The following is a 26156-nucleotide window of genomic DNA, read 5'->3' as shown; positions in this document are numbered from 1 at the left end:
GCGAAGGCTCATTCGCCGAGGGGGTTAAAGTCGGGCGCCTGCCCGGGCCCACCGTCGTAGCCAGATCTCCATATAGATCTGTCTGATCAACTCCGCCATGCCAACACGCGTCCGGCTCACTTCTTTCGATAGCAGGCTCTGGATCTTGCTTCGATCCAGAACGCCCTGTTGGACCAGCAAGCCTTCCAGGAGCAAGTCGCCAAGGACGGTCGCGTTGTGATCAAGCAAGCTTCGAGCCCACGCGGCTGGCGTGCCCTTGCCAGTTCCCCGGTTCAGTACCTGCGGGGACAGGTCAGCGCGGAAGGCAGCACGAGCCACCGCACCGTTTTCTGCCCCCGAAAAGTGTGTATGGCTTGGTATTCGCAGTGCCGCTTCGAGCAAGGGCTGGCTCGCGAGCGGAGTCATCATGGGTACTCCGTCCGTTTCGCAGAACGGGGAATGAGTCATCGATGAGGTGATCTTGATGATGCTGTAGATCAGCATTGCCTTGCCGAGCGGCATTCGCTCAGCTGCCTTGAACCATGGGTGCGTGTATCGAGGAATCATGGCTTCGTACGCGCGGAGGGCTTCTTGAGAGGCGAGCGAGTCCTCGTGGGATTGCCCCACGAGGTTTCGATGTCGATACACGCTCCAGACGCCGATGCGACGCGACCATTTCAGGGATCGATACGCCAGTTGCATGGCACGCCAGACGGAAATGCGGGTGAGCTCCGCATAATCCATTGCGGCTGAGAAGAATCGGAGCATTTGGGCGGAGTGCTGGAGAAGCTCCGAGAGCGCCTCCGGCGCGGGTGCGTGGCCAAACACGTCGTCACCAGTCTCTCCGGTAAGGATGGCCGTCGCGTTGTGCCTGCGGGCCATTCTCTGCATGGTCGGCTCCACATCGAAGGCGGTAAAGTTCAGCACCGGGCTCGGCGTTAACGAACAATGCAGGAAGTCTCGCAGGTCGATGCTGAGCTGACTCGGAATCTCCTGCAGTTCGGTGCTCGTTCTCTCCGCCATGCTGCGCGCAAACCGGCGTTCATCACCGGCCCCTTCGGAATAAAAATTAACGGCGATTACTCGCGTACGAGTCGACGCGGTACGCAGGCATGACAGGACAATGGAGGAGTCCAAGCCCCCGGACAACAAAAGCAAGACCGATTCGTGCAACGATGCCCAAGCGCTTACGCATCGTCGCGTCTCGCGGCGCAATAGGGCAGCGGCGTCAGCAAGATCGGGAACGGGATCGGTGCAGAGGGTGCAGGGATTCCAATAAGAATGATGAGTGACCTTCCCATCATGAATAGCCAAGCACTCTCCACTCAAGACGGCCGCGACTTCGCGCAGTCCCGTCTCGTGCGTCAAGTAGTCGCCGGCCGCGGCTTGCGCTCGTATGGAATCCCAGTTGATTGATAACGAATCCGGACACAGCCAGAGCAGATCGGCCGTATGAGAGACGAGGACGACACATCGGTGGTACGTGAGGTAATAGCAGGGGAGGGTTCCGGCGGGGCCCCGAAGTACCCGAATCGTGTGTTCCTCAGGGCACCGAAGAAACAGCAGGTAAGAACCCCAGTCCGTCTGGAGGAGGGAACGACCGTTGGTGCGAAGGATGTCCATCGTCTGCCGCGCTTCGATCATCCATCGACGTTCAGAGTCGGACACGTCTGTGGATCGCTTGAATAGGGTGCCGAGGATGACGCCCGCGTTTTGATAAAGAGCGATGGACTGCCGTGAGGAATCGCATGTCCGGTGAACATAGACGGTCAGGCCGCCATGATCGGTCAGGGCCTCCCAAGCGGCAGCATCCTTCATCCGTTGATGGAGGCTCGACGCCCATTGCATGCTTTGCTGGTAAAGATGGTTCGCTACGATGGCCAGGAACCGAACCATCGAAGCTCAGATCGCCAGGATCGGGGTAAGCGTCTGGGCGTGCTCGAGAGAGTCGTTCAGAACGCACGTGTCCATTTGCACCCACGCATGGGCCAGGAAGGGTTTCGTTCGCACACCGAAAACCAAGGTGACCGCATGACCCTGTTCGATGAGCAACTCGGCAAGGATCGCCGAGTCGAGCAGACAGGCATTCTTGGGGGTATAGCAGAGCACGGACAGTCGACGCACGACATGCACCAGTGCCACGACGTCTTGCGCCTCGGTGATGCCAGAGGTCGACAGTCGAGCCTTCAGCGCCCTCACATGGGCAGTCAACCTCGAGAGTTGACCCCGACGAATCATGATCGATGCACGCGTGAGTGCAATCACGAACCGCATCGCCTGCGCCATGCTGATGCGAGTCTCGCGTCGTCCCGTGCCGAAGGGGAGTGCGTGAGTCAAGCGTACGCACGGGCGAGAGAATGGTCGCCCCAGAGAGGCGGAGTCGGTGATCAGACCCCTGCGCACGAGCGCTGCCAGTGCAATCGGCAGATCAGCCGTCGAGCTCTTGGTAGATCTGTCAGCGCTCTCATCCAGTCCCACCAGGGACGTCCTCAGCGCGTCCCTGGTTGCAGCATCGATGCCCAGATAGGCATTGCCAGAAAGATCGAGAAAGATTGCACCATCGTCGACGAGGGACATGTGAACGCCGTCTCGGAGATACGTGCCCATGGCTCGTCCCGCTGACCTCGGGAAATGCGCGCGCCTCGCCGCTGCGCCCTACGCAAGATTCACGGCTGCTCGTCGAAGAAAAAATCAATGTGTCCGTAGAACTTTTTGGTTTCCTCAGTGGCCTTGCCCAGCTCGATGATCATGGGGGTCTCCTCGCTGTGTTGCGGTTCCTCGGGTGGCTGCGGATGCAGCGTGAGCCTGTGAGTTGTCGCTGTCAAAGCGGTGGAGAGAGCAATCGGAGGGGATGGCTGGAGATGATGCACGGCGGTTAGAGAATGTCTGTAGCTCAGACTTCTGGCGCCGAACGAGCAGCCGAGTCCGTCGCGGAGCTTATTTCAAACAGCGATTGCCCCGTCCTTACAGAACGAGATGAAAGGAGCATCGCCGGGGCACAAACTCAGCAAAGCAGGCAACCCGTAGTGACGGAGATGGATTATTGCGACGGGCCAAGGCGCTTCGCGCAATGCAGTCCGGCCCGGCTCCGCGACATCGACCAAAAAGTCCGTGACCCTCGAGTTTGCGCTTGGTCAGCAACGGTTCTCATCCAGTCTATTCACCAGGAAGGGGCGCCGCGATCACCACACGCGGATGTGACTTGGGTAACTTGGGGAAGCGGGACAGAAAATTAGCAATGAAATGCTTTCCTACACCTCGAGGTTGGAACCGTCTCCCCTGTCGATTTGGCTGGAGCAGGTCACGCCCTGTCCCGGAGGACTCGCGTGGTGTCATACCGCCGATGTATATACGCTCCACCAAATCATCCGCCGCGGCGAACTGTACTCGAGCGTCCCGTGTGCCGTCTTCGGTGAGCGCCTCTCCTATTTCTTTTACGGTCGACCGGTTTACAAGAAAGCATTGCAAGACGGCGATGAGGACGACGGCCCGAGCACCCGTGGTCATCCTCATGTCCTCGGAGATCTTCGAATGGCGTAAGCGAGTTTTTTCTCGACAGTGGCGCCTTCGTCCATGGCCGGTACAGCCCGTGGGTGCATGAATCGATGGAACTACACGAGTTTGATATCACGCGCTTGCCTGACTTCCCGTGACGATTTGTGCCGTCGTTCTAACAGCTCCATCACACACACCATCGAGAACCCATGCAACAGATACAGCGCATAGCTGTAGCGTCCGAAGAACTGGAGCGCTGAGCGGGCGATTGCCGTGCTGGACCACCCAATGAATCACGCCGGCGAAGGTGAGCGACAAGGCGCTGAAGCCGATCGTTTGCATCAACGGTGATCCAATAGGCGGTGACAGCGACGGCGCCGACATAGAGGAAATAGAGCGGAAAGATTCGCACGGCCCAGCGAGCCACGAACGTGCGCTAGTACGAGGGCGATCGCTTGGTATCCAGCAGGATGCCGGTGATCAAAAAGCCGGACGAGGCGAAGAATAGATCGACGCCCACCCAGCCCGGGCCCGCCGCCTTGGTCGCCAGGTAGTCGATGAGCGTCCAGGGCTCGTTTCGACGAGTTGAGATGCGCTGAAAGCGCGCGGGCGGTTGCCAATGCCACTGATCGAATACCGAACTCATCGTTTACTATCCTCGGGTTGGCCTCGCAGATCCCCTAGGAGTCCGCGCTAACCACTTGAATCTTCAGGCGCTCGCCCGGCTAATCGCCGCTACGGGTGCTACCAATGCTCAGCTTCCCGGCTCGCCGCCGGCGCGGTTGCCTGCCCCACCGCCTCCGGGCATACTGCGCGTCCTTTTTTCTGCCGCTAACGGCTTGAATTCTCTCGCCTCATGCCTGTAATCACCCTGCCGGATGGCAGCCAGCGCACTTACGCAGAACCGGTTTCGGTCGAGAAAGTCGCCGCCGATATCGGCGCCGGTCTCGCCAAAGCGGCGTTGGCGGGTAAGGTCGACGGCCGTCTCGTCGATACCTCCTACCTTATTGATAAGGACGCGCAGCTTGCGATCGTCACGAGCCGTGACGCCGAGGGCGTGGACGTCATTCGGCATTCGACCGCGCACTTGCTCGCGCAGGCCGTAAAGCAGCTGTTCCCCGAGGCGCAGGTCACGATCGGACCGGTGATCGAGGACGGCTTCTATTATGACTTCGCCTACAAGCGCCCCTTTACGACCGAAGACTTGAGCGCGATCGAAGCGCGCATGCACGAGCTCTCCGAGGCGGACCAGAAAGTCAGCCGCCGCGTGATGAGCCGCAATGACGCGGTGAAGTTCTTCCAGGATCAAGGCGAAATCTATAAAGCCGAGATCATCGCCAGCATTCCTGAGAAGGAAGACATCAGCCTGTACGGGCAGGGCGACTGGGTCGACCTGTGTCGCGGCCCGCACGTGCCGAGCACCGGCAAGCTGAAGGCGTTCAAGTTGATGAAGGTCGCCGGCGCCTATTGGCGGGGCGACTCGCGCAACGAGATGCTTCAACGCATCTACGGCACGGCCTGGGCCGATGAGAAGTCGCTGAAGGCGTATCTCACGCGCTTGGAAGAGGCCGAGAAGCGCGATCACCGCAAGATTGGCAAGGAACAGGACCTGTTCCATTTCCAGGAAGAGGCGCCGGGCGCCGTGTTCTGGCATCCGAAGGGCTGGACGCTGTTCCAGACGCTGATTGCCTACATGCGTCAGTACCAGGGTCGCGCCGGCTGGCAGGAAGTCAGCGGTCCTGAAGTCATGGATGTGAAGCTGTGGGATGCGTCGGGTCACCTCGCCACGTTCTCCGAGAACATGTTCTTCACGGAGCTGCCCGACAAGCGCAAGTTCTGCTTGAAGCCCATGAACTGCCCGGGCCACGTGCAGATCTTCAACCAGGGTTTGCGCAGCTACCGCGATCTGCCGCTGCGTTTTGCCGAATTCGGCAAGGTGCATCGCTATGAGCCCTCGGGCGCGTTGCACGGCCTGATGCGCGTTCGTGCGTTCACGCAGGACGACGGTCACAGCTTCGTCGCGCTCCATCAGTTGTTCGATGAGGCGGTCAACCTGACCAAGCTGATCCTCGGCATCTATGCCGACTTCGGCTTCACCGACGTGCGCATCAAGTTCTCCGATCGTCCGCCCAAGCGCGTGGGTGCCGATGAGGTGTGGGACAAGTCGGAAGCCGCGCTGAAACAGGCGGTTACCGCCGCTGGCCTGGAATACACGTTGAATCCGGGCGAGGGCGCCTTCTATGGGCCGAAGCTTGAATTCGTGCTCCGCGACGCCATTGGTCGGGACTGGCAGTGCGGCACCCTGCAGGTCGACTTGAACATGCCCGGGCGGCTGGGCGCGCACTACATCGGTGAAGACGGCCAAAAGCACACCCCGGTCATGCTGCATCGGGCGATGTTCGGCTCGCTGGAGCGCTTCACCGGCATTTTGATCGAGCATTTCGCGGGCAAGTTGCCGACTTGGCTTGCACCGGTGCAGGCCGTGGTGATGAACATCACGGACGGCCAGGCCGAGTACGTGCATAGCGTCACTGAAGTCCTGAAAAATCAGGGGCTTCGCGTGACTTCAGACTTGCGCAATGAAAAAGTCGGCTTTAAGATTCGCGAACACACCCTGCAGCGGGTGCCCTACCTATTGGTGGCCGGCGACCGCGAAGCAGGTTCAAATTCTCTGGCCGTGCGCACGCGTAGTGGCAAAGATCTCGGGACCATGCCTGTTGAGGTATTGGCCGCGAAGCTTGCCGAAGAAGTCGCGAGCCGCGGCCGGACTTGTTTGGAGGTATAACGCATCGCTGCTCCCATAGGAAAACGCATCCGTCGCAACGAAGAGATCAACTCGCCTCAGTTGCGGGTGATCGATGCGAACGGCGAACAGATGGGCGTCATGAGCCGCTTCGATGCGTTGAAGATGGCACAAGACGCCGAGCTCGACCTGGTTGAGGTATCGCCGACGGCGGAGCCGCCGGTATGCCGAATCATGGACTTTGGCAAATACTTGTTCGAACAGAACAAGAAGGCGCATGCAGCGAAGCGCAAGCAGAAGCAGATACAGATCAAGGAAGTGAAGTTTCGCCCCGGCACCGAGGAAGGCGATTACCAGGTCAAGCTGCGTAATCTGATCCGCTTCCTGGAAGAGGGCGACAAGGCCAAGGTAACCATGCGGTTCCGTGGCCGGGAAATGGCTCATCAGGAAGTCGGCCGTGAATTGCTTGGGCGAGTGCAGAACGATCTGGCGCCGTACGCCACGGTCGAGCAGAACCCGCTCATGGAAGGACGGCAGATGGTGATGATGTTCGGGCCCAAGAAGAAGTAGGCCGTCGAACAATCAAGTGCCCCCAGTTCGTTAGAACAGAGGGGCACAACAAGCGAACAGCAATGACTTACTAAAAGTCGGCGCTGTCCCGCCTGACAGGGCTAGGCCTCGCGGCCGAAGTTCCTCAAAGGCTAACAACGTTAGAGAAATGCAATGCCTAAGTTGAAGACCAACCGGGCAGCGGCGAAGCGTTTTCGCCAGACTGCCAAAGGGTTCAAGCGAGCCCAATCGCATCGTCGTCACATCCTCACCAAGAAGCCGAGCAAGCGTAAGCGTCAGCTGCGCGCACCTTCGATGGTTGCGAAGCAGGATCTGGTCCGTATGGAGCAGTTGCTCCCGAACGCGAAGTGAGGAATTAAGACATGGCACGCGTTAAAAGAGGCGTCATTGCGGGCGCCCGTCACAAGAAGATCCTCAAGAAGGCGAAGGGTTACTACAACGCCCGTCGCAAAGTTTTCCGCGCCGCTAAGCAGGCCGTCATCAAGGCCGGCCAGTATGCGTATCGCGATCGCAAGACCAACAAGCGCAACTTCCGCGCTCTGTGGATCACGCGCATCAACGCCGAAGCTCGCGTTCACGGCTTGTCTTACAGCAAGCTGATCGCTGGCTTGAACCTCGCGGGTCTGTCCATCGACCGCAAGGTGCTGGCCGACATCGCGATGAACGATCCGGCGGCGTTTGCAGTCATCGCGCAAAAAGCTCGGGACAGCCTGCTGAAGCAAGCAGCTTGATCCTCGGGCGCTACGCTCGATAAGTGTTGATTGAATCGGGCGTCCATAGTGACGCCCGATTCGTCTCAAGAGCCCGAAAATGTCTCCATTTGTAGTCGGGCCGGATACGAGCGAATCCGTTCAGAAGCCTGTATGGTTGGGTTGGCGCGCACGCGCCTCGATAGCGAACATCGTAAAGCCATGACTCTGACAGTTACCTACGAAAATCTGGACGCGGTCGTCGCGGCCTCGCTCGGCGAGATCGCGCAAAGTCCAACCGTTCAAGCGCTCGAGGAAACGCGAGTGGGCTTGCTCGGCAAAAAGGGCTCCGTCACCGAGTTGCTCAAGTCGCTCGGCGCGATGGATCCAGAGACTCGGCGCGTCGCTGGTGCCAAGATCAACCAGGCGAAACAAACGTTGATGACGGCGCTCGAGGAGCGTCGTGCGGCGTTGGAAGCTGAAAAGCTCGCCGCGCAGCTGGCAAGCGATGCGGTCGATGTGACCTTGCCGGGTCGCGGACAGGCGATCGGTGGATTGCATCCGGTCACGCGCACGCGTCGTCGCATCGAGCAGATCTTCCGTAACGCGGGCTTCACCATCGTCGATGGCCCCGAGATCGAAGATGACTGGCACAACTTCGGCGCGCTCAACATTCCGGAGAATCATCCGGCGCGTGCCATGCACGATACGTTCTATTTCCCGGATGGCCGGCTGCTGCGTACTCACACCTCGCCCGTGCAAGTGCGCTCGATGGAAAAACAGAAGCCGCCGATTCGCGTGATCGCGCCCGGGCGCGTGTATCGCAACGACTCGGATATGACGCATACCCCGATGTTCCATCAGGTTGAAGGCCTGGTGGTGGATGAGGGCATTACGTTCGCGAACATGAAGGCGGTGTTGCACAACTTCATGCGCGAGCTGTTCGAGAAGGACGTGAAGATGCGTCTGCGTCCGTCGTACTTTCCGTTCACGGAGCCCTCAGCCGAGGTCGATATTTCCTGTGTCTCCTGCGGCGGTTCGGGCTGCCGTGTGTGCAAACAAACCGGCTGGGTGGAAGTGTCCGGCTGCGGTGTCGTGCATCCCAATGTCTTGAAGGCCGTGAACATCGATCCTGAGCGTTACACCGGCTATGCGTTCGGCATGGGCATCGATCGCCTGACCATGCTGCGCTACAACGTGAACGACATCCGCCTGTACTTCGAGAACGACCTGCGGTTCTTGAAGCAGTTCGCGTGATTGCCGCCTCGACCCTAGTTCTTGAAGCACTGGAACGCCTTCGATGAAGATCAGCCTCAACTGGTTGCGTGATTGGGTAGACACGGGCGATGACGTCCCGGCGCTCGCGCACGCGTTGACGATGGCCGGCCTCGAGATCGAGGGCATAGCCGCTGCGGGTCCGCAGCTGCCGGGCGTGGTGGTCGGTGAAGTGACCTCGGTGACCAAACATCCCGATGCCGAGAAGTTGAACGTCTGCGTCGTCTCTACCGGCACCGAAGAGTTTCAGATCGTGTGTGGCGCGCCGAACGTTCGCGTCGGCATGAAGGCGCCGCTTGCGACCATTGGCGCGAAGCTGCCCAATGGCATAGAGATCAAGCGTGCGAAGCTGCGGGGCGTCGAATCCTCCGGCATGTTGTGCTCGGCGAAGGAGCTGGGCATCAATGAAGAGGCCTCAGGTCTCTACGATCTGCCGGCGGAGTTGCAGGCAGGGCAGGCGCTCGTCAGCGCACTTACGCTCGATGACACCATCTTCGAAGTGAACCTCACGCCGAATCGCGGTGATGCGATGAGCGTGCAGGGCGTGGCGCGTGAAGTCGCCGCTGCCCGTGGCAAGCCGTTGCATCCGCCGGTGGTCGAGCCGGTCGCGGCGACGATCACGGATACGTTCCCGGTGCACATCGAGACGGCGAAGACCGCAGATGCGCCCGTGGGTTGTTACAAATTCGTCGGTCGCGTGATTCGCGGCATCCGTGCGAACGCCGCGTCGCCGTTTTGGATGCAGGAGCGCCTGCGTCGCGCGGGTCTGCGTCCCATCAGCGCAGTCGTGGACATCACCAACTACGTGATGCTCGAACTCGGTGCGCCGATGCATGCGTACGATCTGGGCAAGTTGAGCGGCGGCATCAGCGTTCGATTCGCGAAGACCGGTGAGAAGCTGACGCTGCTGGACGGCCGCGAAATCGTTCTCACGCCCGATGTGCTCGTCATCGCGGATGAACGCTCCATCCTTGGACTTGCGGGCGTCATGGGCGGAGAAGACTCCGGCATCAACGACGGCACCGTCGATGTGTTCTTCGAGTGCGCGTTCTTCGATCCCAATGACGTTGCCGGTCGCGGCCGTCGCTATGGGTTGATTACTGATGCATCGCAGCGCTTCGAGCGCGGCGTCGATCCTGAGTTGCAGGAGCGTGCGATCGAACGCGCCACCCAACTGCTGCTCGACAGCGCCGGCGGCAGCGCCGGTCCGCTCGTGGTGACCCGCGCATCGCGCAACTATCCGGCGCCTGCGCCGATTCGCCTGCGACATCAGCGGGTCGAGCACGTGCTGGGCGCGAAGATCGACGCATCCACGGTGCAAGCGCTGCTCGAGCGCCTGGGCATGATGGTTCGCGGCAGCGCAGGGCAGTGGCAAGTGACGCCGCCGACCTGGCGCTTCGACATTCGCATCGAGGAAGACCTGATCGAAGAGGTCGCGCGTCTCTACGGCTTCGAGAACATTCCGGAAGCCGCGGAGATCGGCGTGCACGTGCCATCGCCTTGGACCGAGGCGCACATTCGTAACGAGCGCGCGAGCGATCTGCTGGTGGATCGTGGCTATCAAGAGGCCATCAACTACGCGTTTACGGATCAGGCGTATCAAGCGGCGCTGTGCCCGGAGCCTGCTGTCGCGCTGAGCAACGCCATTTCCGCGGAGCTTGCGGTGATGCGCGTGTCGTTGTGGCCAGGCTTGCTTCAGGCGCTCGGCAGCAATCAGCGTCGCCAACAGCCGCGCGTTCGCCTGTTCGAAGTCGGCCGTCGCTACGCTGCGGACCGCGAGACCGAAGTCATCGCAGGTGTCGCAACCGGCGCCGTGTTGCCGGAGCAGTGGGGCGCCGAGCCACGCAAAGTCGACTTCTTCGACGTGAAGTCCGATGTCGAAGCGCTGATCGCCCTCACTGGCGCGGCCGAAGAATTTCGCTTCGTGGCGGAGACCCATCCGGCGCTGCACCCGGGCCAGTCCGCCCGGATCTATCGGGGCGAGCGTCCCGTCGGTTGGTTAGGCGCAGTTCACCCGGAGCATTCGCGTCGCCTGGATTTGACATATCCGGTGTTCGTCTTCGAGCTCGAGACCGCCACAGGGCTTGCTGCAGTGGTGCCTGAGTTCGAGGAGATTTCCCGATACCCGGCCATCCGGCGCGATATTGCATCGATCGTCGACGAAGCACTTCCGGTGGAGGCGGTGCGGGCCGTGGTGCAGCAGAGTGCCGGCAGCCTGCTCAAGCGTCTGACCGTGCTCTCGGTCTACCAGGGGCAGCAGTTGCAGAAAGGCAAGAAAAGCATAGCCTTAGGCCTGCATTTGCAGGATACTTCCCGCACGCTGACGGACAACGAAGCCGATGCCCTCGTGGCGCAGGTCGTCGAACAACTGGGTCGTCAACTGAACGCCACCCTCCGGGACCAATGAGCGGGACACAGCAGCATGGCACTGACCAAAGCGGAGATCGCAGAAGCATTGTTCGACCAACTCGGTCTCAACAAGCGCGAGGCTCGCGAGCTGGTGGACCTGTTTTTCGAGGAGCTGCGCGCGTCGCTGTCGACGGGCGAGCAGGTGAAGCTCTCCGGATTCGGCAACTTCGATTTGCGTGATAAAAACCAGCGCCCCGGGCGCAACCCCAAGACCGGCGAGGAGATTCCCATCAGCGCCCGTCGCGTGGTCACGTTCCGTCCCGGCCAAAAACTGAAAGCTCGAGTCGAAGCGTATGCTGGAAGCAGGCAATAACAGCGAACTGCCGGCGATCCCCGGCAAACGCTACTTCACCATCGGCGAAGTCAGTGAGCTGTGCGGCGTGAAGCCGCACGTGCTGCGCTACTGGGAGCAGGAATTTCCCCAGTTGAAGCCCGTGAAGCGGCGGGGCAATCGTCGTTATTACCAGCGCCAGGACGTGCTCGTCATTCGACAGATCCGCTCTCTTCTATATGAGCAGGGCTTCACCATCGGTGGTGCCCGCAATCGACTGCAAGGCGATGAGGCGAGGGACGACCTCACTCAGGCCCAGCAGATCGTGCGGCAGCTCCGCACCGAGCTCGAAGAAGTCTTGAGAATTTTGCGACGCTAACTGTCTTTGGTTAGCTCGTCCGCTTGCGCCACTCGCTGCGGTGGCGCTTCGATGGGCCGGATCCCGGCCCGTCCACGACACTCATCCGTGTCCCATCTCCGCCGTCTGTAGTCTTCGCGCCAGCGCGCTAACGCTTGCGTTACCCCTCGTTGACTGCTCATTAGTCGCTATCTTCGAGCTCGCTTCCATGAGGCGCGCCGCCCGACCGTGCGGGCGTTGCAATTGGCCTCCTTTAATTTGACTATTATTCATTTTACGAGGTATATATCTGAACAAAGTTCATTTGGCGGCGATGCAGGAAAAGGGGGACAGCTGCAATGAAACTCAGCCTTGTGAGCGTCCGTGCGCCCGTCGCCGTCGCAGCAGCACCGCAGACGAAGCGGTCCTTCACTTCAACTTGGGAGGCCGCGGTGCGCCGCTGGCTATGGGGCCGTCCCTCGTCTCAAACCGTGGATCTCGAAGACGTGGCACAGGAGGTGTTCGTCCGTTTCTCGGGGTATAGCGATGCCACCTTGATGAAGTGTCCGCAGACGTTCGTGCTGAAGGTTGCGGCGAACGTGGTGGATGAGTGGTGTGGGGTGCCGCGGAATGAGTGGCTGGAGGAAGAGGAGGCGGAGGGGACTGCTGAGAAAGAAAAGAATCAGGGGGCGTTAGTTGTTGGCAAGACGTTGGCGAAGCAGATGCAGGCGGCGGTGGATCAGTTGCCGTTGAGGCAGCGGCAGGTGTTGTTGATGCATGTGAATGAGGGGCTGACGTACGAGGAGATTGCGAAGCGGGTAAGGATGACGCCGGGGATTGTGAGGAGGGAGTTGGTGAGGGCGTATGCTCAGGTAAGGTGTCGGTTGGATGGAATGGGGGTGGGTGGGATCTCGAAGAAATAATAGGGCGGGGTGGCACCTGTGTTTGGGTTATACAAAAGAATCGAACGCTTCTATGTGATGGGCCGCCGATGTCGGTCATCAGCCGTCCTGCGCTATCCTGCCCATAAGTCAAAAGGGCCTTCTCGGTCGGTGTGGGTAAGGTTGTTCTCGAGCATCTTCTGAAGATAACCAATTTGGCATGCGATTTTGTGTTTGCCGGTATCTTCCATGCCCGCGGAGTCATGACGAATGTACTTATCTTCGATAACAGGGAAGCGATCAAAAAACCTTTATCGCGCGAACGCCCATCGTGCGCTCAAGAAGAAGCCGCTAAGGTTTCGGCGACATTCAGGAATTCATCGGCTGCCACAACCCGAAAAATCGTCACAAGCGTAGCGGGGGCATGGGATGTAGGCGAGAGATCTGGTGGCCGATGGCGCAAGCTCAAGCACGAAGAATTGATCGCTCGCGGGCAGACGAGCCTCGATGCGCTCGCCGAGGAGATCATTGAGAATCTAGAAGGTGAGCTGAATAGCTTTCGCGAGATGATCTCAACTCTAGCGGGGACAATCGTCTGAAGAGCATAGGTCACCGCGGCCGACCGCTAGAGAGTAGATTGGATGAATGATCAAAGCCGAGGGCGGGTGATTCGATCGCGCTACGATGCTGCCTCATACCCAAATTCTGTAGTCCGCATTCCACAACGCAGCAAGCGATTCAGCGCATTCATGGGCCGCATTGAGCTCGGTCTCTGTATGCCGGGAATACGATTGACGCCGCCGCGCCGAACACTGATAGCCAGGGACATGCGATCGAGGTTGCGCTCCGGTTCCAAAGGAACTTTCGTGCCGTAAAGGGGGGGGGGCGTCATGCCGTAGCGCTTGATATCGCTGGGGAGCATCTACACGAGCAGTGCTCTGCTATGCCCAAGTTTCGAATGATGGAGTCACGGTGGATTCGTTCAAAACAAGACTACGCGCGTGTGATTGTATGCACGATCACGTGTCATTAAAAGTTGCGGCGCTTCTCGAAGAAGGAAAGTAGAACCACTCCCATTCAGGGATATGGCTGAGGTCGTCTCGTGCGTTCATGAGAAGTTAACATCGATTCATAATCATGTCATATCGTCAGTCGGGGCGTCACGTATGTTACTTGCTGCGGTCCACATGGCGGCATCAACGTCAGGTTGTCAACTCGCCATGCATCCGAGTGCCTAACCTCTCAGGTCGTTGTGATCTAATGCAGTGTACGGCTGGCTGTTACGGCGAGTGTCGAGGAAGGGAACTGAGATCATTCACTGATGCGAGCACAGCGGGAAGGAGATTGAGTACCGTATGGTACCCGCAGCAGTGTGAAACCAAGGATGCCGACATGAAGAAAAGACACATCGTTTTCATAAGTATGCCTTATACATCCCATCTGCCCGCGGCGCTTCCTATAATTTCCGTTCTGGTTCGTCGAGGGCATTTAGTTACTTGCGCGATATCTGAACAGTTCTCGCAGAAAGTCATTCATGCTGGCGCAAGATATCTGCCTATCCCGGCGCTCGATTCATCGGGAACGAAGGACAGGCTGCGCAATCTTGCTAGACGTACACTGACTGACACGGCCGCTCTTTTCGAGGAAGAGAGGCCTGATCTGATAATATATGATTTAGCAAATATGGCTGGACGCATTCTGGCTCATCGATGGGGAGTCCCGGCAATTCAGATAAGTCCAAATTTTGCATTTTCCAAGGAATTTCTCGCAGTACAGTTCGAGAATCCAGCTGCACAAGCGGGGGCTTTAAGGTTCAGTGAAGATGCGGATGATTTCTTAAGGGACTGTGGGGTTCCATCTTCGGGCTATCTGTTCAATCGAGAGAGGCTCAATATCTATCTATTCCCAACGGATCTTGATCCTGTCGGACGGGCAGCTGACGAGAGTTGTGTTTACGCGGGCCGCTGTGCCGGAGAGCAGCCGTACTTAGGAGACTGGCGGCCTCCGGCGAGAGATGGCTTGCCGACCGTGCTGATTATCACATCAACCACCTATATTCTTGGCTCAGACTACTTCAGAGTGTGCATTGAAGCGCTCTCGGGCATGCCTTTCAATGTGGTTCTGTTCCCGGGGGATGACTCGAAACTGGCCGAATTGCAGCCTCTGCCAAAGAACTTCCAGCATGTGAAGGGAACTTCGGCTGTCAAGGCTCTTGCATCAGCGACGCTGCTGATCTGCACGGGCGGAGCTACGACGGTCAGCGAGGCCATGTATCACGGCGTTCCGCTGGTGATGACTTCAAAGGATATAGAGCTAGAAGAGTTGTGTGAGAGATGGGCTCGTCTGGGTCTTGGCATACACCTGAAGCAAGAGGAAGTTAATGCTGAGAGCCTGAGAAAAGCAGTAACCGAAGTTACAACAAGTCAACAAATTCTCCGAAGAGTGCGTCTGATGCAGCGAACTGTTCAGCACGAGCCCGGCGGAGAGGAGGTGGCGAATCGTGTTGAAGAGTTTATGGAGCGTCACTGCGTGTAGCTTGATGGCCGAAAGGCCTCAATCATTGTCTGATGAGCTCAAATTACATGTGCATAAAACTTCGCGGCGAGATCGTCTCGAGAAGCTTTCGAGGTGAACCCTTCGCTGTTGAGGCGTGCGGCCGAGATGCGTGGGGAATTGTCGCCTCAGATTACGTGTGGGAATATCTGCTTCCTCAGGAGCCGGAGACATTCGGGCCGCTTTGAAGTTGGAATTGGCATTCGCATTCGCAATGACCGAGTGGCGATCTGCTCAGGTGACAATCTATCTGGAGAAACACTTGAGAATATTGATGTGACTGGACGAGCGAGCTCAAACGCTGGGCGGCGCGCCATAAGAGCGAGCTGGTTCTGGAAATAATTCGAGGCAAGACCACGGTCGCTGAAGCGAGTCGAGCCCTCGATCTTCCGCCTTCGGAGATCAAAAAGTGGATGGATCGACAGTGTGGCATGGAGAGCATTTTGCGAGCTTGTCCGCAGGATCTTCGCGGACAGTACAAGAAGCAATTGAAGGATCTGCAGGAGGCCTACGGCGAGGCGACGCAGGATCCGAGTGCCCGTGGAAATTGCAGTCCCTGCCGGGCGAGGGATCCATCGGGGATTCTGCTTTGCCATACCTGCTCCTTCCCCGTAGGGATAGTGTATGGCTCTACACACAAAAAATCAGACACTCCCCCCCTTTTTGATCGACCCCAGCTACACGGCGCTCGTGCGCAGCTATGGACTGCGCCAGGAGTGCGTATTTCACTCATGCCGGTCATCGATTTCGCGTGATGCCGGTCGCTGGGTTCACCGCATGCCGGTCGGTCGGCGAGGCGGGATGGTGGCGAACGTGGACAGTGTAGCGATGCTGGTCAGTCGGCCGCTACATTGGAGGCATTCATGCCCTTCCGCTTGCGCATGGATCCGCCTTTGAGAGTGATTCGATGGCTGTTGTGGACGAGCCCGGTCCAGGATGGCATCGGCAAGTGTGGGCTCGTCGATGTACGCGTGCCACTGATCGACCGGAAGCTGACTGGTGATGAGCGCGGATTTCTTGTACTAGCGATCCTCGAGGATCTCCAGCGGATCCCACTTTGATTGGTCAGCCAGTGGCGCGAGTCCGAAGTCATCGATTTAGAGCAGATCGACCTTCGCAAGTTGTTTCAGGAACGCCGAGCGATTGGCCTGAGCATGATGACGAGGCAGCTCTTCGATAAGTCGCGCCAAGCGATATGAACGCACCGAGTGGTCGGCGCGACAGGCGGCGTGCGCAAACGCGCTGGCGATGAAGCTCTTGCCGACGGCGCAAGGTCCAGTGATCAGCACGTTGAGCTTCTCTTTGATCCAGGTAAAGGCAGCGAGCATCGCGATCAGCTTCGGATCGACGCCGCGCGGAGTGCATGTGTCGAGGTCTTCGAGCGCCGCATTCTGCGGCAGCTTCGCCCAACGTAGCCGTTGCGCGAGTCGCTTCGAGTCGCGGTCCGTGATCTCGTGCTGGATCATCACGCTAAGGCGTTCCTCGAAGCTCAGCGCTTGAAGTTGGGCGCTACGTAGCAAGTGCTCAAGGCATCAGGATCTCCGTTGTCAATGGAAGTACTCGGGCCCGCGCACGTTGTCGTTGTGTCGTTGCACGAGCGATAACTGGCGAGCATCGCCAGGTTCGGAGGGCGGCGTGAGGATGAGCACACGTACGCTGCGGTAGTTGCAGGCTTTGAGCAGAAGTGCGCGCTCGCAAGCGGCAGCGAGCCGCGCCGGACTGAAGTCCTGAGCGAGCCGCTGGGTGCCTGGCCTTGTACTCCTGCCAGAGCAACATTCGCGTCACGCCGGGGCGTGATAACTCGCGCTGAACATCAGCGAAGTCGGGCAGCGCCACCGCATCCTCGCGGGGCTTGCGCGGATACAGCAGCGCCTCCATTCGCTCATCGTCGAGCTCATTCGGCAATGGCCAGCTCAGCTGGGCTTGCGCGGCACGACGCAGACACTCTTGGATCGTTGACAGCGCGGCGCCAGCGCTGGCGGCGATCTGCCGCGGATTCAGTCCGGTGAACCTGAGCCGCTAAATCTCCCGAATCTTCCGCATGGACAACTCTCTTGCGCCACCTTCGATCCTCTGTCATCGGCAAAAGGCATCGACGATAGCTGTGGTTGTCCCGCCTCACTCCATGATCGTCGGGTCAGCCCTCCAGGGCAACCGGCATCACGTGAAATGGCCGACCGGCCTGGCGCGAAATCGGTGACCGGCATGCTGTGAAACCGGCGACCGGCATGGCGTGAAATACGCAGCCAGGAGTTCGTCACGCCGCACTCACTGGAGGAGCGGCATGGTGGAACGCGTCATCCGCACGCTGAGCAGCCAATGCGTGTACCGTCATCGCTCTGAGATCTGGTGCCACGCCAGTCGAGGCACCGGCGATGAGATCAACTTCTACAGCAACGGCAGATCTCATCAGTCACTAGGGATAAGAACACTCGCTGAGGTATTCAAAGTAGCAGCATGACCTGAGTAGGCATTACGATCAAACGCTGGTACTGGGGTGATGACGGTCGCTCAAGCCAGCTGGGCTCACGACCTGCCACCCTCAGAGATTGAGACGTGGATCAAAGATGGCAAACCAAGCGTACAGTACAGGACTCTAGAACGAACTGCTACCCAAGGCACGTGGGTATCGTCAAGGTCCTCAGTGCAGTCTGCCAAAGTTAACTGAGTATGAATCCGATCCTGCAGAAAGCCATCCAAAGCCTGTTTAACGTTCGTTGCCTAGCTCAGCACGATTCTCAAGCACCAATACCAAGTCGCCGGAGACCGGGGGGCGGTCCGGTCGATACGCGCTCAGCAGGATATACTTACGCTTGCCGAAGTCATCCCAGCCGACCGGCCAGTCTTGAGGGACGTCTGGAATGCCCGGACCTGCGAGTTCGCCACGATAAATTCCGCGTGCATCGTAGATCTTTCTCTCGAGACGTTCGTCCTTTACAAGCGTTGGGCTCCTGCGTAACTCGAAGTTCGAGAAGCTCTGGGTCGTTGCCGGGGCTTCATGCATGAGACCGACAGCGCCACTGTCGATCATTGATACAGTTTCGATGGCTGTAGAGTATGTCTGGTCTCCATCGAAGACTGAAGCAGCGACTACCGTATCTCGTATCTCGGCCATGAGGCGCACGGTTGGCGCGGTTGTTTTAATCTGGGTTCGTGGACGGGGCGGGCCGTCTCGGCCGTTTTTGCGCTCGGCAATATAGATCGCTCTCTCGATGGGCGAATAGACCGCGGCTACGTAGTTATCGGGATTCTGATAACGTAGGAGTAGCGCCGCATCGGAGTCCGTGTGCACGTCCACGGAAGCCACTAAGTCGGTCTCATTAACATCCTTCAACAGGAAGGCTGAGCGTCCCTCGACGATCAATTGACCATCGAAACGAGCGGAAGACAATTCGGTTGCGAGCCATGCGTCACTGCTTGTTTTACTGAATTTGTCCTTTCGAATCAGGTGGCCTGGTCCAGGTTTTGCCACAGTGCCTAAGTCGAACTTAATTCCAAGGGAAGGCTCCCAATAGTAGGCATGATACGTGACGCCATCCTCTAATCCGAGGATGGTCGGCGGCCTCGTGCTCACGAAGTTTAGCAATCCATAGTATGGGATATAAGTGATGCGAAGTTTGCGAGGGATCCCTGCAGCATAAGGCAACAGAAAGTTCCCGCCTTTCCTCTTCCATTCCCCTTTCGGGTAGTCCCATTCGGCGATGGGTAGTGAAGTCTCCGCTGAGTCTCTGGCCAAAAATGGCTCGGGTGGACCTAGATCCATGTCATGCCTACCCTCATGGGGCTCGAGTAGCGTAGTCCCACGTGGGATAATCCATTCCGGATGCGGCTCAATCTGCCACCACGGATATTTCATAAGCAGCTTTGCGCCGATCCCTACTTGATACGAGCCAGGGAAGTTCATCGCCTCCTCCCAGGTATAGAACGAGTATCGTGTGCGATGGAGAGGCTTATCTAAGCTTGTGGCCATCGCAATCTCGCTCGTGCCGTAGCTGTAGCCCGCAGCGCCGTTGAGCATTGCGGTCCAGAAAGCAGTTCGCTGAAAATCCTGCAAGTGTGTGCCTCCCATGCCTTCATACCCAATTTCGCCCACGACGATTGGCTTTTTAAGCCGCGTGCTGGACGATCGCGTATTCAACTGGGCAATCTGAATCCCGATGGCTGACCAGCCAAAGTGACTGGGCTGAGTGAGATCAAAGCTAGTCAGCGATTCCTCTTGAAGCGCGACATCGTGCGGAATAACTCCCTCATGTGCTGTCAGCGGATGTTTGTATGGATCGATTTCGCGAACGTACCGAGCAACTTGAGTCCACCAGCCTGCAGAGGAGGGAAGGCTCTTTTCTTCACTGGAGCGGTTTATGGGGGGGTCGCTGATCTCCCCGCCGAGAATCCAGATCACGGGATACGCTCCGTAACGGGCGATGAGATACCTCCAATGCTTCTGCATCTTCGCCACGCCCATCACTTTGATCTCGGTACCCCAGGCGCCGATGATAGCTGGCACGATCTGGGAATCGACGAGAAATCTGATCCTGCGATCGGCGTAGTCAAAATATTGCGGGTTGATCCGCTTGAAGTCCGGATCCCATACTGGTCCACCCTCGTTGCGGAAGCCAGGATCGATCGGCGCACGCTCCTCGTTCGATACTGTCAATCCCGCGGCGACCTCGGCCACTGTGAATCCCTTGGCCCTCCGGTCCAGGGTCAATTTTTGAAAATCATCCCATCCAATTCGATCCGAAAGAGCGGTGTAGAGTCCCTCGCCTAACCAGTAGAATGGCGTCCCATCCGCGTGCTGAAGATACCGCTTGTTGGCGCTCACTTTCAGAGGGCCACGCTTCAGTAGCGTGTTTGTACCGCTGTACCCAGTGAGGACCATTTGCCCTTTATGCCCGTTGAGATCGGGGTTGCTTCTGTCCGTGCTTTCGAGACGAAAGCTGTAACTGCCTGCTAGTGGTGCCGAGAACCTTACTCCCCAGCTGTTCCCGCCCCGCCAGAAAGTTGGGACTCGCCAAGTCCTCCCGTTGCCGGAAAATATTACATCCACGTCGATGTCATTGAATGGATCGGCGTATTCCTTGTTAGACGAGAACGTTGCCTCAAAGACATCGGTGGACACATGTCGATCATTGCGTGAGGCTAGCGCGGGGGGGCTCAGAAGAGAATAGAAGAGTAAAACTACGAGAAATCGATTCACGCTGCACTCCGACAAAGGCGATCTCTACGACGTACTGCCAACCGAAGATCGGATACGCGCTGTTTCACATGGCCCGTTCCGGACGTTTCAGCTTCGTGGCGTGATCCGCGGTGTCGTGCCTACTGATGAAACAGGTGAGCACCACGCCACGTGCCGTGGACCGGTTGACGCCGTTTAGAGGCCCCGCCTAGGAGTCCTGGATAACCGTAGATCGATCGAGTTGCAGTTGTTGGAGTCTGGCGTTCTACTTTTGGAGGAAGTTCGAAGTATCGCGTCCTGCTGTACCTCCAAGTGGTGCGTGCGCGCGGCATCAGTGCGGTCGAAGCGAAGTGTCGAATTGGCGACGTCGGCGAAAGCCAGCGCGCAAGTGGTGCCAGACTGTGTGCGAGAAAAAAACAGCTCAAACGCTTTCGACACGCGACATCGTAGTCGTTGTGGGATGAGTACTCTGAACATTACGGTTCGGAAGTGCGATGGGCACAGGTGACTATGCGTATGCCAAAGCGATGCGCACGCAGTCGCTGCGGCACTGGCCTAGCCGCGCGCTTGGTGTGTCACTGGATCCTCGTGCGACGCCCCTTGGCGCTTATTCAATCTAGACGACTTGAATCAATCTATCCGGCCGCGGATCTCTAAGCCCAACGAGATATCGTTTCAATGTAATGACCCCAGGGGTGACGCTACGAGATCAAGCGCTGGTCGGCACGCTGCGAGTCCAGTCCGCAGGACTATCGCGAGCAGTACGAGAATCAGCTGCTGTCGAAAGCAGTGCCAAACCAGCGCCATTACAAAGGAGGTACAGGGCTATCCAGGGGCGCCCCTTGCTGCGTACCCGGTCTCACCTCGGGATAGTAGCTAGTGGCAGTGGAGAGGTTGATGCATGGCTATCTCGGGAATGAGCTCCTGCATGTGGGGCGGCCTCTTCCTAGTTGCGATTACGGCCAGTGCTGCGGCGCAACCTGAGCTGCAGGAGCTCGTCAGCATCAGGGTCTCAGACAGTAAGCAGCAATACTGGGTAGAACAAGTCGTAGGTGGCTTGAGCTATCCAACCTCCATCGCGTGGCTGCCCAATGGGGATGTGTTAATCGCTGAGAGACAGGGCGCATTGCGCATAGTTCGAGATGGACGCCTTGATCCGAAGGCCATTTCTGGCGTGCCAACGAGCTACCAAGGCCTCTTTGACGGTATGAGAGACATTGCTGTCGATTCGAAGTATCCGTCGACGCACAGGATTTATCTATACATATCCGAGGGGACGTTTGAACTGCGTTATGCAGCCGTGTACAGCGCTCGGCTATCGGGGGGGGCGCTCCAGGATGTCAGAAGAATTTTCCGCTCTAAAGAGGGAGTCGGCGGCGGGGCAATCGGCATCACTTCGCGGATGATCTTGATGTCAGATGGAACGCTGTTGTTGGCGGTGGCCGAGGGCAGAGAACTAAATCGGGCGCAGCAGCTTGATTCCCATTTTGGAAAGATCCTCAGAATCAACTCTGACGGGTCTGTTCCCCCTAACAACCCCTTCATCAACGTGGAAGGCGCGCTTCCGGAAATATATTCTCTAGGGCATAGAGTGCCTCTTGGGCTATTTGAGGACACGTCCAGTGCTCTCTTATGGGAGACCGAGGCCGGCCCACGCGGGGGCGATGAACTCAACCTAATCAAACCAGCATCTAACTACGGATGGCCAAAGGCAAGCTGGGGGTTCTCGTACCTCAACACAGGAGCGGTGGCTCCCGCCCAGACAGCGCCAGATGTCGTGGCGCCGATAGTAGTATGGACCCCATCCGTGACGCCGTCCGCCATTACCAGGTTCCGGGGGGCTACCTACCCATCATGGGACGGTGACTACTTTGTCGGAAACCTTGGCGGCGAGGCATTGATGCGCCTGCGTATCGACCCCGCTCAACGACTTGTACTTCAAGAACGAATGCTGCTGGATCTCGAAGTGCGCATTCGTGACGTAAAAATTGGGCCTGACAACCACTTGTACTTGTTGACCGATCACCAGAGCGGGAGCTTGTTAAGGATAATGCCCGGTCGACCATCCTCGCAGCAACTAAGCAGTGTTGCCAAAAAAATCGAGCAACCATTCAAATTTGGCAATGACAAGCCTTCTCTGAGTCAGGCGGAGATCGATAGTCTCTCGCAAGATGATGTCGCCGCAGGTCATCGCGCCTTCATGGAACGCTGCTCGGGGTGCCATAGCATCGGGAAGGCAGTGGCGGGTGGTGGGATAGGACCCAATTTAGACGGAGTCTACAACAATTTCATGGGCAGGAAGGCTGGCTTTGACTATTCATCAAACATGGTTGGAGGAATGATTCAATGGAATCCTGATATGCTGAACAAGTTCCTGGAGAACCCCGCTGGTCTGGTGCCAGGGACAAAAATGGCCTCACCTCCGGTGACGGACGGAGATACCCGCAGGAAAATCATAGGCTTCTTAAGTCGGCCTTCTCAGTAATAGCCTGAGAGGAATCAAGCGTTTTGAATTTTCATCGCTGCGTGCCAGAGAACACTCCATTCTTCATGTGTGAGGCTAACGCCATTAGCGAGGCAATTTTCTATGATGTGATTGGGGTTGCTGGCGCCAAGAATTGGAATAATGTGTGCTGGATGTCTTAGCAACCAAGCCAGCATGATCGCGGAAGGATTTGCCTTGTGATGTTGCGAGATTTCCTGTAGCAACTGAGCAACCTGTTTGACCTCAGGGGGCGAATCAGGAGATGGATTTAGAAGGGTTGGCGAGTTTAATACGCTTCCTCCTTTAAGCGGGGAATACGCTTGAATGGATATATTGTTAATTCTGCAATGGTCGATGAGCCCACCCAGGCTTGCACTCTCTGCAAGCAACTTGCAATTGGCCAGCCCGAGCCAATTTTGACTTACCACGAGTGGCTGGCGAACATGCTTCTTTAATAGCGCAATCTGCATCGCAGAGTAGTTGCTGACTCCAAAGTATCTGACCTTTCCGCTGTCCTTAAGATTGTCAAAGGCCTCGGCTACCTCTTCGGGTTGGGTCAGTGGATGACAAATATGCAGTAAAAGAATGTCCAATCGATCCGTGCCCAGGCGTTTCAGGCTGCCCTCGACAGCTAGAACAATTCTCTTCCGATCAAGCTCTGGCCCGAAGCTGCTTCCGCGGCTGTCCAGCTTTATCTGATCGCCCGGGGATACTCTGATATAGTCTCCTCCGCACTTCGTTTGTATGACAACCCGGTTTCGAAGGCCGGGCGTTTCTGAAAGAAACCGTCCGAGAGCCATTTCCGCTAGCCCACCTGCGTAAACATCGGCAGTATCAAAAAACGTAATTCCATTCTCATACGCAGTTCGAACAGCCCGCACGGACGCAGGAACGTAGTCCGCGCTGTTCCATCCTTTTCCCCATAGCGAAACTCCATAAGCCAGACGCGAAACAGTGAGTTCCGTATTAGGAATTTGGTAGTGGCCATGGTCAGGAGCTCCGATGGCTCGATCGCTGGGGGGCGCATCACCTGACTTTGTTCGCTCGGAGGCGACAACGCCTGCGACGGCGGACTGAACCAGAAACTCTCGACGAGTTGGCATGAAATAATCCTTTCAGGTTGCATCCTCGGCTGGCTAGGTACAGCCGTTCGCTTGGATCATCCTCTACGTGCGGAGTGCATGGCATGTCTCACATACGACCGGGTAGCCATCAAGCTTCACAACTAGGACTCGTACTCATACAAGAAAAGGAGGGCCGCGCAACGAATTTTTGCGAACTATTGAATCCATGAGTTGTATAGAAGCGAGTTCGTTGGCGGAGTTGCCAGCCGATTGACGTACGTAACGATTGGTCGTCAATGAATAAGTGAACTACCGAATTGCAGAGTTTTGCCAGCTAGACACGGACAGGCTGCGTAGTTGTTGATAACTACGGATGGGCTCGCGAAGCGACATTCTTCGTGGTCCTGGTGGGGATGGTGTCGTTCCAGACATCTCGCAGGTTTTTATAGGGAGGACTCCGCGGTCGTGCATTAAATTGAGCGCATGTAGTAACGATTGTACGTTGTAGCAAGAACACAGGCTCGATGGACGAAATAGGCGTGAGATCGGTGGGCGGCGTCGGTGGAATGAACCAAGGAGACTGAAGATATTTAGATCTCCTCGATGCAGGCAGGGTCCGAATCCGCCTCTTGAGGAGTCCTATCAACATTGCTTGAGTGGAGCTCCGCGGGAATCAAGTAAGGCGGGACATTTCTGTTGGAAAGGAAGCAATGCAATGAGGGCCAAGGGCACTGGCATTCGGGTTGTAGTTGGTGGCTTTCTTGATGGAATTCTCACGGGTCGAGGGGATCTTCATAGATGGTGATGGCTAGGTCTGTAGCGCAATGGATTCGCGCTCAAGCAGCTCTCGGAAATAGCGTCGACGAGAACTATATACATCGCGAGAGGCAGCTGGCTGGCTGTGCTCCGCTGTTTCGAGAGCCTGCATACGGACAACCATTCTTGAATGGTGGACGCGGTCATGACTAACCGCCGGGAGTTTTTGCTTCGATCTACGGCTGGAGCCTTCGCCCTTCATCAGCGACGAGTTGCATATTCGGCTCAGATTGTAGCCGAAGCTCCTCTTCGAGTGCTCATTCTAGGTGGCACTGGATTCATCGGGCGGCACTTCGTGAGGGCGGCGCGGGATCGCGGGCATTTGGTGTCGGTTTTTAGTCGCGGCAAGACTGATCCAGAGATCTCGACTGATGTCGAGATGTTAATAGGTGACAGAAACAATGACCTGTCACCGATCATGAGCAGAGATTGGGATGCTGTACTCGATCTGGCCGTGTATGTGCCGAAGTGGGTAAGGAGTTTGGGCGAGGCGCTCCGGGGGCGTGTTAAGCATTACACCTTCATATCCACAGTCATGGTGTATCACTCTCTCGGTGGAGCTAGTGAGGAAAGCGAGTTGGAAGCGTATGCGGGCGCGGAAAGTCCATTCTCCCTCGAGGCGCCAGGCACCCAGTACGGTTCGCTAAAGGTGCTCTGCGAACGTGAGGCAGAGGCGCAGTTTCCTGGTAGGTCATTGGTGGTACGTCCGGGTACTATCGTTGGACCCGGTGAGCGGCTCGGCGCCTTCACTTATTGGGTTGGTAGACTGGAGAAGGGCGGGGAGGTTCTTGCCGCTGGTGAACCTCTTGCTCCAATACAGTTGATCGACGTCCGCGATTTGGCCGAATGGACAGTGCGCTTAGCGGAGCGCAAACAAACGGGCTCGTTTACTGCTGTTGGCCCGGCGGCGAGGTTTACGTGGGGAGAGTTTTTGGGCGGGATTCGTGCCGCCTTTTCGGTTCCAACTAGTCTGACTTGGATTCCGTTGAGTTGGCTCATGGAGCGGAGCCTTCGGCCGTTCAACTCTTTACTATTCTGGCCGGCGCAGGTGGGAATTCCCGGAAGCATGGAACTTAAGGTAGATAAGGCTGTGAGGCATGGTCTTAGCTTTCGGCCCCTCAACGCTACAATTGTTGACACTATTAATTGGTACAGGAACCTACCCGCAGATCGGCAGAGAGACAGCCTTATCGGATTTGATGAGAAGAACAAATCGCTGGAGGATTCGATGGCGCGCGAGCGGGAGTTGCTCGCGGCGTGGCACGTAGTGCAGAGGTAAAACCAGGCTCATTTGCATGTAGGTTGCGCAGCCAAGAATCGACGAGGATCTGCGCTCGGCCAATCTTCCATGGCGTTGGTGGCTTGGCCAGAATGGTCGGATACGCTTGTCGCCTGCGCGATGCTAAGAAACGC

The 26156-nt window shown here is 57.5% G+C and carries 18 protein-coding genes and 2 pseudogenes; 14 read left to right on the top strand and 6 right to left on the bottom strand.

The genetic code is table 11. From position 1 onward, the window contains the following. Positions 1 to 24: 24 nt before the first annotated feature. From D0550_RS19890 to D0550_RS37165, 3 genes are all read right to left on the bottom strand, one after another. Positions 25 to 1875, bottom strand: a complete 1851-nt coding sequence (locus tag D0550_RS19890; RefSeq protein ID WP_116810934.1) for an asparagine synthase-related protein — start codon at positions 1873 to 1875, stop codon at positions 25 to 27. A 6-nt stretch (positions 1876 to 1881) separates the two neighbouring features. Further along, complete coding sequence (locus D0550_RS19885; protein ID WP_161965942.1) at positions 1882 to 2556, bottom strand: lasso peptide biosynthesis B2 protein; 675 nt, start codon at positions 2554 to 2556, stop codon at positions 1882 to 1884. 1354 nt (positions 2557 to 3910) lie between these two features. Next, on the bottom strand, positions 3911 to 4120 hold the full coding sequence (locus tag D0550_RS37165; RefSeq protein WP_116810931.1) for a hypothetical protein: 210 nt from the start codon (positions 4118 to 4120) through the stop codon (positions 3911 to 3913). Between the two features lie 210 nt (positions 4121 to 4330). Here D0550_RS37165 and thrS point away from each other — a divergent pair, with 210 nt between their 5' ends. The 12 genes and pseudogenes from thrS to D0550_RS36900 all read left to right on the top strand — a co-directional run. Next, on the top strand, positions 4331 to 6259 hold the full coding sequence (thrS, locus tag D0550_RS19870) for a threonine--tRNA ligase (RefSeq protein ID WP_174842507.1): 1929 nt from the start codon (positions 4331 to 4333) through the stop codon (positions 6257 to 6259). A gap of 3 nt (positions 6260 to 6262) precedes the next feature. Beyond that, the gene (infC, locus tag D0550_RS35295; RefSeq protein ID WP_194074846.1) at positions 6263 to 6787 is read left to right on the top strand and encodes a translation initiation factor IF-3; all 525 of its coding nucleotides are present in this window, start codon (positions 6263 to 6265) and stop codon (positions 6785 to 6787) included. A gap of 153 nt (positions 6788 to 6940) precedes the next feature. Beyond that, entirely contained in the window at positions 6941 to 7138 is a 198-nt protein-coding gene (gene rpmI, locus D0550_RS19865; protein WP_116810930.1) for a 50S ribosomal protein L35, read from the top strand. An 11-nt stretch (positions 7139 to 7149) separates the two neighbouring features. Continuing rightward, a complete protein-coding gene (gene rplT / locus D0550_RS19860) occupies positions 7150 to 7518 on the top strand; it encodes a 50S ribosomal protein L20 (protein WP_116810929.1) in 369 nt (122 codons plus the stop codon). A gap of 180 nt (positions 7519 to 7698) precedes the next feature. Then, complete coding sequence (pheS, locus tag D0550_RS19855; protein WP_116810986.1) at positions 7699 to 8733, top strand: phenylalanine--tRNA ligase subunit alpha; 1035 nt, start codon at positions 7699 to 7701, stop codon at positions 8731 to 8733. A 43-nt stretch (positions 8734 to 8776) separates the two neighbouring features. Beyond that, positions 8777 to 11158, top strand: coding sequence for a phenylalanine--tRNA ligase subunit beta (pheT, locus tag D0550_RS19850; RefSeq protein WP_116810928.1), 2382 nt, complete (start codon positions 8777 to 8779; stop codon positions 11156 to 11158). Positions 11159 to 11173: 15 nt separating this feature from the next. Continuing rightward, complete coding sequence (gene ihfA / locus D0550_RS19845; protein ID WP_066919939.1) at positions 11174 to 11473, top strand: integration host factor subunit alpha; 300 nt, start codon at positions 11174 to 11176, stop codon at positions 11471 to 11473. Next, complete coding sequence (locus D0550_RS19840) at positions 11454 to 11810, top strand: MerR family transcriptional regulator (RefSeq protein ID WP_116810927.1); 357 nt, start codon at positions 11454 to 11456, stop codon at positions 11808 to 11810. Before ihfA ends, D0550_RS19840 begins: the two co-directional genes overlap by 20 nt. A gap of 317 nt (positions 11811 to 12127) precedes the next feature. Then, complete coding sequence (locus tag D0550_RS19835) at positions 12128 to 12691, top strand: RNA polymerase sigma factor (RefSeq protein ID WP_116810926.1); 564 nt, start codon at positions 12128 to 12130, stop codon at positions 12689 to 12691. Between the two features lie 131 nt (positions 12692 to 12822). Continuing rightward, positions 12823 to 13248 (top strand): hypothetical protein, encoded by a 426-nt coding sequence (locus D0550_RS19830; protein ID WP_116810925.1) that lies wholly within the window; start codon positions 12823 to 12825, stop codon positions 13246 to 13248. Positions 13249 to 14041: 793 nt separating this feature from the next. Continuing rightward, entirely contained in the window at positions 14042 to 15184 is a 1143-nt protein-coding gene (locus D0550_RS19825) for a nucleotide disphospho-sugar-binding domain-containing protein (protein ID WP_161965941.1), read from the top strand. Positions 15185 to 15528: 344 nt separating this feature from the next. Beyond that, positions 15529 to 15770, top strand: a pseudogene (locus tag D0550_RS36900) (DUF1153 domain-containing protein); the annotation flags it as partial. A gap of 202 nt (positions 15771 to 15972) precedes the next feature. On the opposite strand, the pseudogene D0550_RS36025 reads toward D0550_RS36900, so the two are convergent. Together D0550_RS36025 and D0550_RS19805 are read right to left on the bottom strand one after the other, a co-directional pair. Beyond that, a pseudogene (locus D0550_RS36025) lies at positions 15973 to 16722 on the bottom strand (ATP-binding protein). A 1187-nt stretch (positions 16723 to 17909) separates the two neighbouring features. Further along, positions 17910 to 20321 (bottom strand): DUF5060 domain-containing protein, encoded by a 2412-nt coding sequence (locus D0550_RS19805; protein ID WP_161965940.1) that lies wholly within the window; start codon positions 20319 to 20321, stop codon positions 17910 to 17912. A gap of 958 nt (positions 20322 to 21279) precedes the next feature. On the opposite strand from D0550_RS19805, the gene D0550_RS19800 reads away from it, so the two are divergent. Further along, a complete protein-coding gene (locus tag D0550_RS19800; protein ID WP_116810921.1) occupies positions 21280 to 22863 on the top strand; it encodes a PQQ-dependent sugar dehydrogenase in 1584 nt (527 codons plus the stop codon). A gap of 14 nt (positions 22864 to 22877) precedes the next feature. On the opposite strand, the gene D0550_RS19795 is transcribed toward D0550_RS19800, so the two are convergent. Beyond that, a complete protein-coding gene (locus tag D0550_RS19795) occupies positions 22878 to 23966 on the bottom strand; it encodes an aldo/keto reductase (RefSeq protein WP_116810920.1) in 1089 nt (362 codons plus the stop codon). A gap of 907 nt (positions 23967 to 24873) precedes the next feature. On the opposite strand from D0550_RS19795, the gene D0550_RS19790 reads away from it, so the two are divergent. Beyond that, positions 24874 to 26022 carry an NAD-dependent epimerase/dehydratase family protein gene (locus tag D0550_RS19790; protein WP_116810919.1) on the top strand — a complete coding sequence of 383 codons (1149 nt, stop codon included), beginning with the start codon at positions 24874 to 24876 and terminating at the stop codon, positions 26020 to 26022. Positions 26023 to 26156: the final 134 nt, after the last annotated feature.

It is taken from the genome of Steroidobacter cummioxidans (genome assembly GCF_003104955.1).
Note: the sequence above shows the minus strand (reverse complement) of the source record. Positions and strands in the feature narration are given on the sequence as shown.

Coding starts and splice junctions, on each gene's coding strand:
- D0550_RS19890 (WP_116810934.1), bottom strand. CDS start 1,875: ATGGTTCGGTTCCTGGCCATCGTAGCGAACCATCTTTACCAGCAAAGC.
- D0550_RS19885 (WP_161965942.1), bottom strand. CDS start 2,556: ATGTCCCTCGTCGACGATGGTGCAATCTTTCTCGATCTTTCTGGCAAT.
- D0550_RS37165 (WP_116810931.1), bottom strand. CDS start 4,120: ATGAGTTCGGTATTCGATCAGTGGCATTGGCAACCGCCCGCGCGCTTT.
- thrS (WP_174842507.1), top strand. CDS start 4,331: ATGCCTGTAATCACCCTGCCGGATGGCAGCCAGCGCACTTACGCAGAA.
- rpmI (WP_116810930.1), top strand. CDS start 6,941: ATGCCTAAGTTGAAGACCAACCGGGCAGCGGCGAAGCGTTTTCGCCAG.
- rplT (WP_116810929.1), top strand. CDS start 7,150: ATGGCACGCGTTAAAAGAGGCGTCATTGCGGGCGCCCGTCACAAGAAG.
- pheS (WP_116810986.1), top strand. CDS start 7,699: ATGACTCTGACAGTTACCTACGAAAATCTGGACGCGGTCGTCGCGGCC.
- pheT (WP_116810928.1), top strand. CDS start 8,777: ATGAAGATCAGCCTCAACTGGTTGCGTGATTGGGTAGACACGGGCGAT.
- ihfA (WP_066919939.1), top strand. CDS start 11,174: ATGGCACTGACCAAAGCGGAGATCGCAGAAGCATTGTTCGACCAACTC.
- D0550_RS19840 (WP_116810927.1), top strand. CDS start 11,454: ATGCTGGAAGCAGGCAATAACAGCGAACTGCCGGCGATCCCCGGCAAA.
- D0550_RS19835 (WP_116810926.1), top strand. CDS start 12,128: ATGAAACTCAGCCTTGTGAGCGTCCGTGCGCCCGTCGCCGTCGCAGCA.
- D0550_RS19825 (WP_161965941.1), top strand. CDS start 14,042: ATGAAGAAAAGACACATCGTTTTCATAAGTATGCCTTATACATCCCAT.
- D0550_RS19800 (WP_116810921.1), top strand. CDS start 21,280: ATGGCTATCTCGGGAATGAGCTCCTGCATGTGGGGCGGCCTCTTCCTA.
- D0550_RS19795 (WP_116810920.1), bottom strand. CDS start 23,966: ATGCCAACTCGTCGAGAGTTTCTGGTTCAGTCCGCCGTCGCAGGCGTT.
- D0550_RS19790 (WP_116810919.1), top strand. CDS start 24,874: ATGGTGGACGCGGTCATGACTAACCGCCGGGAGTTTTTGCTTCGATCT.